Raw genomic sequence first — 13,299 nt, 5'->3', positions numbered from 1 at the left:
TCAACAAAAAATTAGCAATAGTAACTAGAGAAAAATTTGGCAAAAATGGGAGCCAAATAGACATTGAGATTGAATAGAAAAAAATACCAAATATGTTAAAAATATAGATAAAATATAAAAGCTTATTTCTTATATTCATAAGAATCTAAGAAGTATAAATTTCATAGTCACTCCACAGGCAAAAAGCAGCATCTGCCATCCAGTTTAGCACCCCAGCTTTAATTACTTAATTAGAAACCACAATGCTTTCGTATGAAATTTTCAGAACCCAATAAAGCAAAATAAATCTGAAGCATATCATTGCGCTACAATCGTGAATAGCAGTCATTATTAACCATCAAACAGACAACCACCGATAAAGGCGTCACTTAATGTAGACTCAGCTACAAATTACTAAATGACTAATTTTTTTAGGTAATCAATCTTATCAACTATGTCAAAATGATGATTACCAACAAACAGTCCATTCCTGTCTATCCAATCCGCATTTTCGAGGTTGCCGGAAACTTCATAATCAAAATACCTTAGCACTTCGGTATTCTTTAAAAAATTACCAGTTACTATTGGCCTAGATTCAATTTTATTTGTTTCTAAAATTTGTACCAACTCATTTCTCGATAATGGGGCATTGTTAGATAAAACAAGAGAAAAACCAAACCAGCTACTGCTTCCCACCTCTTTTTGTATCTTTATCCATGGGTGGTCTTGAAATGTATTCAAAAAATGCGAGGCATTGCTTCTTCTATTTTCTATAAAATTCGGTAATTTTTTTAATTGTTCAATTCCAATAGCACCACTCATTTCTAATGGGCGAACATTATAACCAGGAAGTACAAATTTGAACGATTCGTCAAATGTATTATCACTTTTAGTTCCGGTTATTTTATTTTTTTTTGGAAGGTTCCTAGTCCAACCATGAGCCCTCAATGCTAATAGAATATGGTAGATTTCCTCATCATCAGTCACAACACACCCGCCTTCCATTGTTGACATGTGGTGTGAAAAAAAAGAACTGTATGTCCCCATCAATCCGAATGTGCCAGTTTTCTTACCATTAAATACGGCACCCATAGATTCGCAATTGTCTTCTAAAAGCAAAATACCTTTATTTCTTATTAGCCGGTTAATCTCACTGTAGTCATTTGGATTCCCTAGAAGATTCACTGAGAGTATTGCTTTAGTATTATCCGTTATTGCATTCTCGAGCTTTTCCAGATCAAAATTAAGAGTATTAATATCTATATCAACAAACTTAACTTTTAAGCCATATTGTTGAAGTGGGAAATACGTTGTGGACCATGAGACGGCTGGCACAATAACTTCGTCGCCTCGCTGCAGAAGAGGCGTCTTTGTAAAGAATGTTGCTGCAGTCATTAGCAAATTTGCAGTAGAACCAGAGCTCGTCATCACTGCATATTTTGACCCGAAGTATGCAGCAAAGTCGGCCTCATACCGCTCAACTAGTGCCCCCATTGTATATCTATCTGAATCAATAACTTTATGAATTGCTGCTATTTCTTCCTGACCCCAGCTACTACTTGCTAATGGATATTTCATTTCACTTCCCATTTAAATAAAACTCATATGTCTTTTTCAGGCCTTCAAGCAAAGAAGTTTTAGCTTGCCAGCCAAACTTATTTAACTTCGCAATATCAACCAACTTTTGCTTCATACCTGTAGGCTTTTCAAGGTCGTGTTCAAACTTCCCCTTAAACCCAACCACGTTGGCAATAGCCTCGTAGTACTCATTCACACTATAATCTTCTCCCAAACCAACATTGAGATATTGGGGGACATGTTCTATTCTCTCTATTGCCATCATTAGAAAATCTGCAAGATCTCCTGCATACATAAACTCTCGTCTAGCACTACCATCCCCCCAAATGTCAACACTAGGCATACTTTTTATTTTTGCCTCATGAAGTTTATTAATTACAGATGGAATCATATGGGACTTTTCTTTCGAAAAACTGTCATATCTACCATATAAATTACATGGTATCACTGTTTTATAGAATAATTCACGATCTTCGTTATCAATATATTCACATAATTTTGCACACGCTATTTTGGCAATAGCATAACCTTCGTTTGTTGGCTCAAGAGCTCCTGTTAATATCTGCTCTTCATTTAATGGATTCTTGGCATACTTTGGGTACATGCAAGAGCTACCCAGATTTATTAGTTTGTTTATTTTATTAGTTTCTGCAGCTTTAATAACATTAAACCCCATCTCCATATTATTATAGAGAAACTTAACCGGATTACTGATATTTGCTTGTATGCCACCAACCGTCCCTGCCGCATGTATCACACATTCGGGTTTATAATAGGTTATGTAGTCATTGACTTCCGTATAATTTAATAGGTCTAGCTCTTTACTACTTGGTGAAAATACTTCCGCATCTAGTGCTTTGCTATATTCGAGGAAGTTATTTCCCACCATCCCGCTACCGCCAGTTAGCAGAATTTTCATTTCACACCCTAACGTTATTCAAGTGATATGTTTACAGTATGTCCATGAGCCATTAATAGTGCGTTTTTTTTCGCTTCCAATAAATCTTCTTTCACCATTTCTGAACACATTTCTTCTACTGTGATTTCAGGCTCCCAGCCCAGTATCGCTTTAGCTTTCCCAGGATCGCCTAACAAAGTCTCTACTTCTGCTGGCCTAAAATACCTATGGTCTACTTTCACAATGACGTCACCGGGTTTTAATTGGGTTTCGTTCCCTTCGGTTAATGATTCAACATAACCGACTTCATCAGCACCCTTCCCTTTAAATTCAATATTGATACCAAGCTTTTGGCCGGACAAGCGAACAAACTCTCTAACCGATATTTGCTTTCCAGTCGCAATAACAAAATCTTGTGGTTTCTCTTGTTGAAGCATCATCCACTGCATTCGTACGTAATCTTTAGCATGCCCCCAATCACGTAGTGCGTCCAGATTCCCCAAATATAAACACTGCTCTAGTCCTTGAGAAATGTTCGCTAGCCCTCTAGTTATTTTTCTAGTTACAAATGTTTCTCCTCTGCGCGGTGACTCATGGTTAAATAGAATACCATTGCATGCATATATTCCATAAGATTCACGATAGTTCACTGTTATCCAGTATGCATAAAGTTTAGCTACTGCATATGGCGACCTAGGGTAAAACGGTGTTGTCTCTTTTTGGGGAACTTCTTGTACTAATCCATAAAGCTCCGATGTAGAAGCTTGATAAAATTTTGTTTTTTTATGAAGCCCTAAAAACCGAATTGCTTCAAGCAACCTCAATGTACCTAAGGCATCTACGTCTGCTGTATACTCTGGTGATTCAAAACTTACGGCCACATGAGATTGTGCAGCCAGGTTATAGACCTCATCTGGCTCAACTTCACTGAGTATCCGAGTCAAATTTGAGGAGTCAGTCAAATCACCATAATGCAGGAAGAAGTTTGGATTTTTAACATGAGGGTCTTCAAAAATATGATCTATTCGCTGGGTATTAAATGAAGATGCGCGTCTTTTTATTCCGTGAACTTCATAACCCTTTTCAAGAAGAAGTTCAGCTAGATAAGAACCATCTTGCCCTGTAACACCAGTAATCAAAGCTTTCTTAGTCATAGCAGAATACCTGTAAACCCTTAATCTGTTTCTTTCTCACTTAAAACTTCCTCTGTCAACGAGGCAATTTCTTTCTTTAGTTCTTCATACTCTTTTATCTTTCGTTTTAAAAATGTAGCAGTAACATTTGCCTTTTCTTCAATTCCCATGGGTGTCAACAAATAAACATATCCAACCTTGTTTGAACTTTTAGTAAAATTAGACGCCTTTACCCATCCTTTCTCCACAACTGCTTTGAGGCAATAATTAACCTTTCCCAAACTAATACCAAGCTCTTTAGCCAATTCACGTTGACTGGCGCCAGGATTAGCTTCTAGGGCTTTAAGCAGTTTGTAACGAGATTCTTCAGACAGCATGAGGTTACTCAACGCGTTGATGTTCCGACTGTATGGATAAGCCTGTGATCAGGGTCTTTCGGAGATGTTTTATTCGGACTGTAAGTAGCTTAAGCACGCTACCGCCCAGCCGGATACAGGGCACACCAAGTGATACTTTTGTGTAGGGGTGGTCTTAGCCGACTTGGACCGAACTCAGTGGCAGCTCCAAGCGTTGTTCTTTACTGAGCAGCTGCATCAGTAATATCACTCGATCTTCGCCTCGGGTCATCTGTACTATTGCCTGAAGGTGCTTGAAACAGCCTTCTGTAATCGTAACCAGCGTTCCTGCTTTAAGCATGGGTTCGTTTTGAGATCTATCCCTCATCACCAAGCACTGGTTCTTAACGCCCGCCACAATCATCTCTGGTACTACTAACGGCTTGCCATGGCAATTCACCACCCGCGCTACTCCGCGAGTACTATTGATAGCCGAGATGCTTTGCTCAGGTGATGGTTTAACAAACAGGTAATGCGGAAACAGACTTTCGGTCTGCCAGTACTGGCGCCCCGCGCGGCGACGGCTAACTGAGTGTGTCGGATGGAAGGTTTCTATATGCTGGTTGGCCAGGTGCTCGGCGGCGCGGAAACCTTCGCGCGGCTTGCATTGGACGAGGTACCAGGCTGATTGTTTGTTATTAATTACCGCTTCCATCGGCTTATTCGACACTGCGTTCATTCGTTGAACGCTGAGACTAATGCACCATGCACACAAGTACAATCCTTGTCATCACTTATGTGATTGGCTTTGCAACTGAAGCCCAATTACTGCATCCATTGAGCGGTCTGACGGTGGTTAGTCAGTTAAGGCGATGGACAGGTGGTTGTTAGTTGCAGTCGGGTGGTGGTGGACTCTGGGAGGGTGCCTTGGGGAGACGCCAAAGGTGGTGTTGCCAGCCAGTTAAGGCTTTGCCGGCAACCAAGCCAGTCCAGGCTCTGGCCGTCGGTCATTTCGATGGTTTCGTCGCCGGCACGCCAGCGCATAAAGTCACCTTGATGTTGAATCAGGCTGCCGTCGGAGAGGCGCAGCTGGGGTTGCCGGCTGTCAATTAAACGCCAACGCAGTTCCTCTTGCTGATAAAGACTGAGAATCAGGTCGGGGCCAACCGGGCTGTGGCGGCGCTCAATTCGTAACTCACAAGCGGTGCAGTCGGGTGCTGGTTCCAACCAGGGCCAAATCTTTGTCTGGCCCAGTGTCAAAACGTCATCCACCACTAGCGGCGTGACTGGTTCATTACTGGCTTGAACGCTGATCGACCATTCGGCGGCTTCACTGATGGTGTTAGCGGATGAGCAGGCAGCCAACATTAAGATCCCGTAGATCGTCAGTGTTGCTTTTGCCGAAGTCCTATTCTCACTGCGCTTCATGGCTGGCTCGGACGTTGCTGTTGACGAAGAAAATAAGCACTGGGCACGGTATCGAACAGGCGCGGAGTTTCTTCGGCAATCGGGCTGCGATCATCACCCACCGGGTCTGGCAAACGCAGCAGGCTTTCGCTGCGTTGCTGCTGAAAGCTGCGCAGACTGAAACCCTGATTACTGAGCAGATCATAACCACCAAAATCCAGTTGCAGGTTACCCCAGTCATCGTGATCGCTCCAGGTGCCACTGCTGGCCTTACTTACGCTGGTTTCGGAGTCAGTGCCATTACAGTTGAAGTCAACTTTGCCCGAACCAACTTCCCCCAAGCCGAGATTTTCGTTCAGCGCCGCGATGTCTAAATCGATGGCAGAGCCATCAGAATAGTCCAGGCGGAAGCCGGTGTAGCTTTGGTCAGGTCCTTGGTTCAACCCGCTGTAACAGGTCGGATCAGCTTCGTAGTAGCTCGATGAATAATAATAGCGATCCCCTTCATCACTACCGATCAGTGGCAAACCATTGAGCTGGTAGAGGTAATTCATCACGCTCAGATAGTTGGGTTTGTCGTTGGTGTTTTCATCACCGCCGTGACGCAAGCCCAGGTTGTGCCCCAGTTCATGCATGACAGTACCGGCCTGAAAGTTGATCAACAAATTACGATCGGCGGTGCTGCCACTGTTCAAACCTACCGCACCCAAGGTGATGAGGATGTCATTGCCGACCAGTTCGGCCAAACCGGAGGACCCTGCATTGCCGTCTTTATCCTGAGTGTAGGCAAACACCATATAGTGGAACACTGGCAAACGGTTATAGGCCATATAGTCGCGTTTGTAGTGGTAGAGATTGGCCATGTCAGCGACATCACCAAAGGTCATCCCCAGTGCAAAGGGCACCTGGCCACCGCCACCTAAATCCATCTTCGCTGGGTTCAGTCCCGCCGCGCCATCGAACAAATCACCAACGTCAAAATGTACGCTGATACCCTGGGCAGCGAAGGCATTGACCACGCTTTGAAGCGCTTCCTGCCGTGGAATAACACCTTCGTCGGCGCTGTTCATATAGTCGACTTCAATAAAGATGTCCGGCTTGCCGCTGCGGGCGCCCCAGTCGTACAAGGGCATGCCGGCGAAGGTGGTGCCGCTTTGTTCGTTACAGTCCGGGATGAGGTCGCCATCGGCGTCGGTATTACAAAGCACATCGTTGGGGCCACCAATCGTTGCCCAGCCGGAATGGGACCAATCATTGCCAGTGTTGGTGTCCACACTGGTGCCGTTACGGCCGATGCTTTGACCAAAGCTGGTTTCTGAAGATACCAAAGCGAGTGCCGCACCACCGCTCCAGGCAGAAGCATCAGTAGGGCTGAATGAAGTATCAAAGGTGACAAAATCAACACTGGCACCCGTCGCAGCGTCCAGCAGCTCCAGATACCCCTGGCTGGTCCAATACGGATACCAACCACCCTGCTCCAGGTGCACTACCCGACTGGTATCGACCGCTGGTGACGACAATGACTGAGCCCGAACAATCAGATACTGACCAGAGTTCACTGTCGTTGAAGGCAAGTTAAAGGTAAGACTGTTAGCCACGCTTGAATCGCCATCGTAGGCCGGGCTGCGCAGTTGATAGTCGCTTAAATCCACCGCAGTGCCGCCCGGGTTATACAACTCGAACCAACGCATGGTGTTGCTGAAATACGATGACCCTACTTCGTTGATTAGCAGCGTACCCGCGCCAAGAACATTCTGAGAACTGGGACTGGGATTAACCGGGTTACTGTCGATCACCGTTTCAGATTGAACCGGATCGCAACCGACCAGGAAAAAAGCGGCAAAGACAGCAAGCAGGGCTTGCCTGGGAGATAAGTAACGGCAGAACAACATCATAAGCCGGTAGTTTCTACTGCGGTTTAATTATTAATAATTAAAGCATCACTTAACCAATGCTGCCGTTTAGTTTGGTGAGAATTTTCAGGCGAACAGACGTTTTTTTGACGGCATTCACTGAAAATGCGAATGGCTATCAAGCCAGCGAATACTGAGCTGGCGCGGCAACAAAATAGGAGTTCAACAAGCTCTCCTCTTGGTTGTAGCGCAATGACTCACCGGTTAACGCATCCAGTATCTCACCACCAGCACCGCGTAACACAGCATGCGCTGCAGCGGTATCCCATTCACTGGTCGGCCCCAAGCGAGGATAAAGGTCCGCTTCGCCTTCTGCGACCAGGCAGATTTTCAACGAGCTGCCCAGGCTTTTTATTTCCGGCTCATCAAAAGCAGCCACAAAGGACTGAAAGGCATCGCTTTGATGCGAACGACTGCCCACCAGTCGCCAACCTGATCGACCTTTCGGTAAGGGTGCCACTGAAATCCCCTGGGCTTTGCCCTGCAACCATTTGCGACTGCCATAAACAGCCGGACCACCCTCATAAGTACAGATCAACGCCGGCGCATGCACGACGCCCCAAATAGGCTCGCCATTTTCTATTAAAGCGATATTGACGGTGAACTCGCCGTTTTTCTTGATGAATTCCTTGGTACCGTCCAGTGGATCGACCAGCCAGTAGCGCGTCCATTGGAGGCGTTCGCTCCAGGGAACGGCGGCGCTTTCTTCAGAGAGGACGGGTATGTCCGGCGTCAGCTGAGCCAGACCTTGAGTGATGACCGAATGAGCAGCCAGGTCCGCTTCGGTTAAAGGGCTGGCATCGGCTTTTTGTTCGATGTCAAAATCACGCTGATAGATGCGCAAGATGGCGTCACCGGCTTCAATCGCCAACTGAGTAACTGAGTCTGCGGAGAAGTTCAGGTTCATCTGATAGTTCCAAAAAAGTTAACCAAAATGAAGGCGGTTTTCGATAATAAAAAAACACTTCAGCCCACCCAGACGGTCACCATCACCACCGTAACCAGACCACTTAGTACCACCAAAGGTGCTCCGAAGCGCAGATAATCCAGCGGTTTATAGTTGCCCGGTGAAAGCACCATCAGGTTGGTCTGATAACCGAAAGGAGTAATAAAACTGGTCGAGGCCGCGACCATAACCGCAACGGCGACCTGCTCAACACTCAGTCCGGTCAGTTGGCCAAAAGGTAAAGCAAACGGGAGCATCAAGGCTGCCGCTGAGTTATTGGTCAACAGCTCAGTGACCAACCAGGTCATTGCGAATATCAATAAAACAGCCAGCCAGGCGGGCAACAACAGGTCGGCGAACTGCGCCATCAAACCATCGGCAAGACCGGTCTTTTCAACAGCCTGAGCCAATGCCAGGGCGCCGACCAATAATCCAAAGAGTTGCGCATCCAGGCCCTTTCCCAAATCACCCGGCCGAGCCAGCCCGATTAACAAACACAGCCCCAGATAGACCAGCGCAATCTGCAATAGCGCAACACCGAGCAAGCTGCCGCCAATGACCATGACCGGAAAGGCAAGCAGCAGCGCGTAGGCTTTTTTCTGCTCACTTGGCGACCGTGCCGAGTGGTACCGATTAAGCACCATCAAATCAGCCATCGGTGGTGTACTGCTGCTGGACAGGCTTTCCAATAACAGCAAGTCACCGGCCTGAAAACGATATTCGCCCAGCTTGCCGAATAACTGGTCGGTCTGGTGCGCCACGCTGACAATGACACCACCATAACGCTTACGGAAACCAAGCTCTTTTGGAGTACGGCCGATCAACTCGGACCCCATCGGTACGACCGCTTCCAATAAATGCGTTGGCGCCGCAGACGGTCGATGCGCTTGCTGAGAAAAATCGATACCGGCTAACAGAGAAAGTTCTTTTACTAACAGTGGCGAGCCCAAAAAGACCAGACGGTCGCATCGTTTCAAGCGGGTATTGGCACCGACTTCCTGCCAGTCATCGTCGCGGTGCAGACGATACAAATAGCCATGCTTTAGATGCCGCAACCCGGCTTCGCCGACCGTCAAATTGTGCACGGCTTCACCAGCACGAGCCGGTATTTGAAATTCGGTCAGGCTTTGTGGGCGAGTGTCGCTGGGGGGGCGATTGGGGAGCCAACGCTGGGCAAGCGCGACATAGAAAAAAAAGACCAACAACAAGGGCACGCCGACAACGGCCGGGCTGAACAACCTCAGTTCATGGTTGTCAGTCAGATCATTAAGCAGACCGAATACCACCAGGTTGGTGCTGGTACCAATCAGCGTCAGCGTACCTCCGATAATGGCCGCATAACTGAGCGGTAACAGATATCGACTGGGCGCAACATTCTGACGTAATGCCCATTCGCGCACCGGATGGACCAGCATGGCAACAATGGGCGTATTGTTTAAAAAACCACTGAGCAGAGCCACCGGAGCCAATACATTTAAATAGCCACCTCGACGCTGCTGAGCCCGATTCAGCAAGGCTTCCATGGGACGGTCGAGTAAACCACTGTCCTGTATCCGGGCGGCAATCATCATCAATATGGCCAGGGTGACCACGCCCTCATTGACCAGCCCGCCCAATGCCTCAGATAGCGTCAGAACACCGCTGAGATACAAACCTATTGCCGCTGCCACAAACCAATAGGCGGGCCGGCCGCGACCACTGTAGAGGCCGCCGAGCGCGACAATAAGAAAAGTGAGGGTTATTAGCGCAGGCATGTATGAAGACTAGAGTGCTGCGGTAATAACAGCAAGAACACAAACCGCGCGGTCATGGTTTTTAAAATTCAGCATGGCGATGAAAAAACCATTAACTCATGGCTTTTAAAATTGCTTTGACGCCTTTTTCAACATTGCTTTGGCTGGTATCAATTTCCACTTCAGCACTGAGAGGTTTTTCATAGGGATCATCGATACCGGTGAAATTTTTAATCACACCTTCGCGTGCTTTTTTGTATAAACCTTTAGGGTCGCGCTCTTCGCAAACTTCCAAAGGCGTATTCAAGTAAACCTCGATAAATTGCCCCGGAGCAAATATCGAACGAACAATCTGACGATCGCGCTGATAGGGTGAAATAAAAGCACAGACCACAATCAGCCCGGCATCCACCATCAGTTTTGCCACTTCACCGACGCGACGAATGTTTTCAGTTCGATCACTTTCACTCATGCCCAAGTCTTTATTCAGACCATGGCGGACATTATCGCCGTCGAGCAAAAACGTTTTGACGCCATTAGCGTGCAGAGTGATATCCAAAGCATTAGCCAGGGTTGACTTGCCTGAGCCAGACAATCCAGTGAGCCAGATGCAACGGGGTTGTTGTTCCATTAACCGGGCACGATCGGCCGGCGATACGGCCTGATTGTGCCAGACCGCCTCTGAGGCTAAATCCAATCCTTTAAAAACATAGGGTGTTTGGCTGTTATCACTCATCGGCGGCTCACTGCTGTTCTCAGCTATTAATTAACACTACACCGGCTGACGGCCAACGGCATAGTAACGAATGCCTTTCTTCTTCATGCGCGACGGTTCATAAAGGTTACGACCATCGAACACCAGCGGCTCGCTGAGCTGCTGTTTGATCACGTCAAAATCCGGGGCGCGGAAGGTTTGCCATTCGGTGACGATAATCAAGGCGTCGGCGCCTTTCAGTGCGCTTTCTTTGGTACCGCTGAGCACCAGGTCATCACGATCACCATAGATGCGCTGCGTCTCTTCCATGGCTTCCGGGTCGAACGCCTGTACCTTGGCACCGGCGTCCCATAGAGCTTCCATCAAAACGCGGCTGGGTGCTTCGCGCATATCGTCGGTGTTGGGTTTAAAACTCAGTCCCCAAACCGCGAAGGTTTTACCGGCCAGATCACCCTGATAATAATTCGAGATTTTTTTGAACAGGGTGGTTTTCTGCTCATAATTTCGAGCTTCAACTGCCTTCAGAATACCGGCGTCAAAATCGATGCCCTCGGCGGTACGAATCAACGCCTGAACGTCTTTCGGGAAGCAAGAACCGCCATAACCAACACCGGGATAAATAAAGTGATAACCGATGCGCGGATCGCTGCCGATGCCCTGACGCACCGCTTCTACATCGGCACCCAGACGCTCAGCCAGGTTGGCGATTTCGTTCATAAAACTGATCTTGGTTGCCAGCATGCAGTTGGCGGCGTACTTGGTCAGTTCGGCGCTGCGCACATCCATAACAATCATCTTGTCGTGGTTGCGGTTAAAGGGAGAATAGAGCTCGCGCAGCATTTCTTCGGCGCGTTCGCTATCGGTACCGATCACAATACGATCCGGACGCAGGCAATCGTTAACCGCCGCGCCTTCTTTCAAAAATTCCGGGTTAGAAACCACGTCAAAACTGACGTCGCTGCCGCGTTTTTGTAACACTTCGGCAATGGCGGCGGTCACTTTATCGGCGGTACCAACCGGCACCGTGGATTTGTTGATAACCACCTTATAGTCATCCATGGTTTCGGCAATGGTACGCGCAACCGTCAACACGTACTTCAGGTCGGCACTGCCATCTTCATCCGGTGGTGTGCCCACAGCGATAAAGAGGATGTCACCATGACGCACCGCCTCGGCGGCATCGGTGGTAAAGTTCAGTCGACCTTCCTGGTAGTTTTCTTTAACCAGTGGTTCCAGACCCGGCTCGTAGATCGGGATGCGACCCTGTTTTAGGTTTTCAACGCGATTGGCGTCGACATCCACACAGACCACATCGTGGCCCGCTTCTGCCAGGCAAGTACCTTGAACCAGACCCACATAGCCGATACCAAAAACAGTTACTTTCATGAAAATCCCTGTGATTAATAAGTCGTTAACCGCAGCCAGCAACTGCGTCTTTAAGCAGAGGATGCTGTCTGGCCCGGTTCAGGACGCGCCCAGACTATGACACCCGAGTGACAATTCGATGACAGCCTCTATTGCATCGAGATACTAGGTCCACTATCGGCGCCGCGCAATGCCAAAGCCGCTGCGGTGCGACGCGCCAGTAACTGATAGTGAGCGGTAATTTCGCCATCCGGCTCAGCAACAACCGTCGGTTCACCAGCATCGGTTTGGGTGCGAATGGCCAGATCCAGCGGCAAACTTTCCAACAACGTGACGTCGTAGTCGGTCGCGAGTTGCGCCCCGCCGCCCTCACCAAAGATGTGTTCGACATGACCGCAGTTGGAGCAGATATGCATGGCCATATTTTCAACAATACCCAGCACCGGAATGTCGACCTTACGGAACATCTCAATGCCTTTGCGGGCGTCAAGTAAGGCGATGTCTTGCGGTGTGGTGACGATCACCGCACCGGATACCGGCACCTTCTGCGCCAGCGTCAATTGGATATCACCGGTGCCCGGCGGCATATCGATGACCAGGTAATCCAGGTCATCCCAGAGTGTTTGCGTCAGCAACTGCTGCAAGGCGCCAGAAACCATCGGGCCACGCCAGACCATGGGCGTTTTTTCGGTAACCAGATAAGCCATCGACATGCTTTGCAGGCCGTGCGCTGCTACCGGAATAAAGAATTTTTCATCGCGCGTTTGTGGCCGGGTGCCTTCGGCCACACCGAGCATGGCGGCGACACTCGGGCCGTAAATATCGGCGTCCAGAATGCCGACCCGCGCACCTTCAGCCTGTAACGCCAGCGCCAGGTTAACTGCCGTGGTGCTCTTGCCGACACCGCCTTTGCCAGAGGCCACGGCGATAATATTTTTAACGCCGTTCAGGCCGGGAAGATTATCCCGCACGTTCACCGCTGCGGCCGACCAGTCAACGCTGACTTCAGCGCTGACATCATCCAACTGCGCTTCAATATGACTTTGCACCAGCATGCTCAGGCCGCGCGCGTATTGGCCGGCGGCATAGTGCAGATGGATATGAACCTGGACGGGATCATCGCCATCGATGCGAATATCGGCGGTCTCCGCCAGCGGGCGATCGGTGTGTGGATCTTTCAGGATTCCCAGCAGCGTCTGGATGCGTTCGTGAGACATAAGAACTCAATTTGGAAAATGGGTGCGGTAGCAAGATGGGGATGCGGGCGGGGCTTCTAAAGTCGCCCCGCCCGATGCTT

At 48.5% G+C, this 13,299-nt stretch carries 12 protein-coding genes; all 12 read right to left on the bottom strand.

What is annotated here, in order from left to right; genetic code table 11:
• Positions 1 to 393 precede the first annotated feature (393 nt).
• The 12 genes from ABMA60_RS12515 to apbC all read right to left on the bottom strand — a co-directional run bounded on the left by ABMA60_RS12515 (position 394) and on the right by apbC (position 13,219).
• Positions 394 to 1,557, bottom strand: coding sequence for a DegT/DnrJ/EryC1/StrS family aminotransferase (locus ABMA60_RS12515; RefSeq protein WP_392803550.1), 1,164 nt, complete (start codon positions 1,555 to 1,557; stop codon positions 394 to 396).
• Between the two features lies 1 nt (position 1,558).
• Positions 1,559 to 2,476: a GDP-L-fucose synthase family protein gene (locus tag ABMA60_RS12510; RefSeq protein WP_392803548.1), complete on the bottom strand. Its 918-nt coding sequence runs from the start codon at positions 2,474 to 2,476 to the stop codon at positions 1,559 to 1,561.
• A 14-nt stretch (positions 2,477 to 2,490) separates the two neighbouring features.
• Complete coding sequence (gmd, locus tag ABMA60_RS12505; protein WP_392803546.1) at positions 2,491 to 3,609, bottom strand: GDP-mannose 4,6-dehydratase; 1,119 nt, start codon at positions 3,607 to 3,609, stop codon at positions 2,491 to 2,493.
• Positions 3,610 to 3,629: 20 nt separating this feature from the next.
• Positions 3,630 to 3,965 (bottom strand): MarR family EPS-associated transcriptional regulator, encoded by a 336-nt coding sequence (locus ABMA60_RS12500; RefSeq protein ID WP_392803544.1) that lies wholly within the window; start codon positions 3,963 to 3,965, stop codon positions 3,630 to 3,632.
• A gap of 154 nt (positions 3,966 to 4,119) precedes the next feature.
• Positions 4,120 to 4,662: a transcription termination/antitermination NusG family protein gene (locus ABMA60_RS12495; protein ID WP_392803542.1), complete on the bottom strand. Its 543-nt coding sequence runs from the start codon at positions 4,660 to 4,662 to the stop codon at positions 4,120 to 4,122.
• Between the two features lie 125 nt (positions 4,663 to 4,787).
• Positions 4,788 to 5,291, bottom strand: coding sequence for a hypothetical protein (locus ABMA60_RS12490; RefSeq protein WP_392803540.1), 504 nt, complete (start codon positions 5,289 to 5,291; stop codon positions 4,788 to 4,790).
• 56 nt (positions 5,292 to 5,347) lie between these two features.
• Positions 5,348 to 7,225: a lamin tail domain-containing protein gene (locus ABMA60_RS12485; RefSeq protein WP_392803538.1), complete on the bottom strand. Its 1,878-nt coding sequence runs from the start codon at positions 7,223 to 7,225 to the stop codon at positions 5,348 to 5,350.
• 136 nt (positions 7,226 to 7,361) lie between these two features.
• A complete protein-coding gene (cysQ, locus tag ABMA60_RS12480; RefSeq protein ID WP_392803536.1) occupies positions 7,362 to 8,150 on the bottom strand; it encodes a 3'(2'),5'-bisphosphate nucleotidase CysQ in 789 nt (262 codons plus the stop codon).
• Between the two features lie 59 nt (positions 8,151 to 8,209).
• Positions 8,210 to 9,943, bottom strand: coding sequence for an SLC13 family permease (locus tag ABMA60_RS12475; protein WP_392803534.1), 1,734 nt, complete (start codon positions 9,941 to 9,943; stop codon positions 8,210 to 8,212).
• A 91-nt stretch (positions 9,944 to 10,034) separates the two neighbouring features.
• Positions 10,035 to 10,658, bottom strand: a complete 624-nt coding sequence (gene cysC, locus ABMA60_RS12470; RefSeq protein WP_392803532.1) for an adenylyl-sulfate kinase — start codon at positions 10,656 to 10,658, stop codon at positions 10,035 to 10,037.
• A 36-nt stretch (positions 10,659 to 10,694) separates the two neighbouring features.
• On the bottom strand, positions 10,695 to 12,023 hold the full coding sequence (locus tag ABMA60_RS12465) for a UDP-glucose dehydrogenase family protein (RefSeq protein WP_392803530.1): 1,329 nt from the start codon (positions 12,021 to 12,023) through the stop codon (positions 10,695 to 10,697).
• 128 nt (positions 12,024 to 12,151) lie between these two features.
• The gene (gene apbC / locus ABMA60_RS12460; RefSeq protein ID WP_392803528.1) at positions 12,152 to 13,219 is read right to left on the bottom strand and encodes an iron-sulfur cluster carrier protein ApbC; all 1,068 of its coding nucleotides are present in this window, start codon (positions 13,217 to 13,219) and stop codon (positions 12,152 to 12,154) included.
• Positions 13,220 to 13,299 lie beyond the last annotated feature (80 nt).

The organism is Saccharospirillum sp. HFRX-2 (assembly GCF_043196805.1).
Classification (GTDB): domain Bacteria; phylum Pseudomonadota; class Gammaproteobacteria; order Pseudomonadales; family Natronospirillaceae; genus Saccharospirillum.
Note: the sequence above shows the minus strand (reverse complement) of the source record. Positions and strands in the feature narration are given on the sequence as shown.

Excerpts from the sequence above, each read along its gene's own strand:
- ABMA60_RS12515 (WP_392803550.1), bottom strand. The coding sequence starts at position 1,557 with ATGAAATATCCATTAGCAAGTAGTAGCTGGGGTCAGGAAGAAATAGCA.
- ABMA60_RS12510 (WP_392803548.1), bottom strand. The coding sequence starts at position 2,476 with ATGAAAATTCTGCTAACTGGCGGTAGCGGGATGGTGGGAAATAACTTC.
- gmd (WP_392803546.1), bottom strand. The coding sequence starts at position 3,609 with ATGACTAAGAAAGCTTTGATTACTGGTGTTACAGGGCAAGATGGTTCT.
- ABMA60_RS12500 (WP_392803544.1), bottom strand. The coding sequence starts at position 3,965 with ATGCTGTCTGAAGAATCTCGTTACAAACTGCTTAAAGCCCTAGAAGCT.
- ABMA60_RS12495 (WP_392803542.1), bottom strand. The coding sequence starts at position 4,662 with ATGAACGCAGTGTCGAATAAGCCGATGGAAGCGGTAATTAATAACAAA.
- ABMA60_RS12490 (WP_392803540.1), bottom strand. The coding sequence starts at position 5,291 with ATGTTGGCTGCCTGCTCATCCGCTAACACCATCAGTGAAGCCGCCGAA.
- ABMA60_RS12485 (WP_392803538.1), bottom strand. The coding sequence starts at position 7,225 with ATGATGTTGTTCTGCCGTTACTTATCTCCCAGGCAAGCCCTGCTTGCT.
- cysQ (WP_392803536.1), bottom strand. The coding sequence starts at position 8,150 with ATGAACCTGAACTTCTCCGCAGACTCAGTTACTCAGTTGGCGATTGAA.
- ABMA60_RS12475 (WP_392803534.1), bottom strand. The coding sequence starts at position 9,943 with ATGCCTGCGCTAATAACCCTCACTTTTCTTATTGTCGCGCTCGGCGGC.
- cysC (WP_392803532.1), bottom strand. The coding sequence starts at position 10,658 with ATGAGTGATAACAGCCAAACACCCTATGTTTTTAAAGGATTGGATTTA.
- ABMA60_RS12465 (WP_392803530.1), bottom strand. The coding sequence starts at position 12,023 with ATGAAAGTAACTGTTTTTGGTATCGGCTATGTGGGTCTGGTTCAAGGT.
- apbC (WP_392803528.1), bottom strand. The coding sequence starts at position 13,219 with ATGTCTCACGAACGCATCCAGACGCTGCTGGGAATCCTGAAAGATCCA.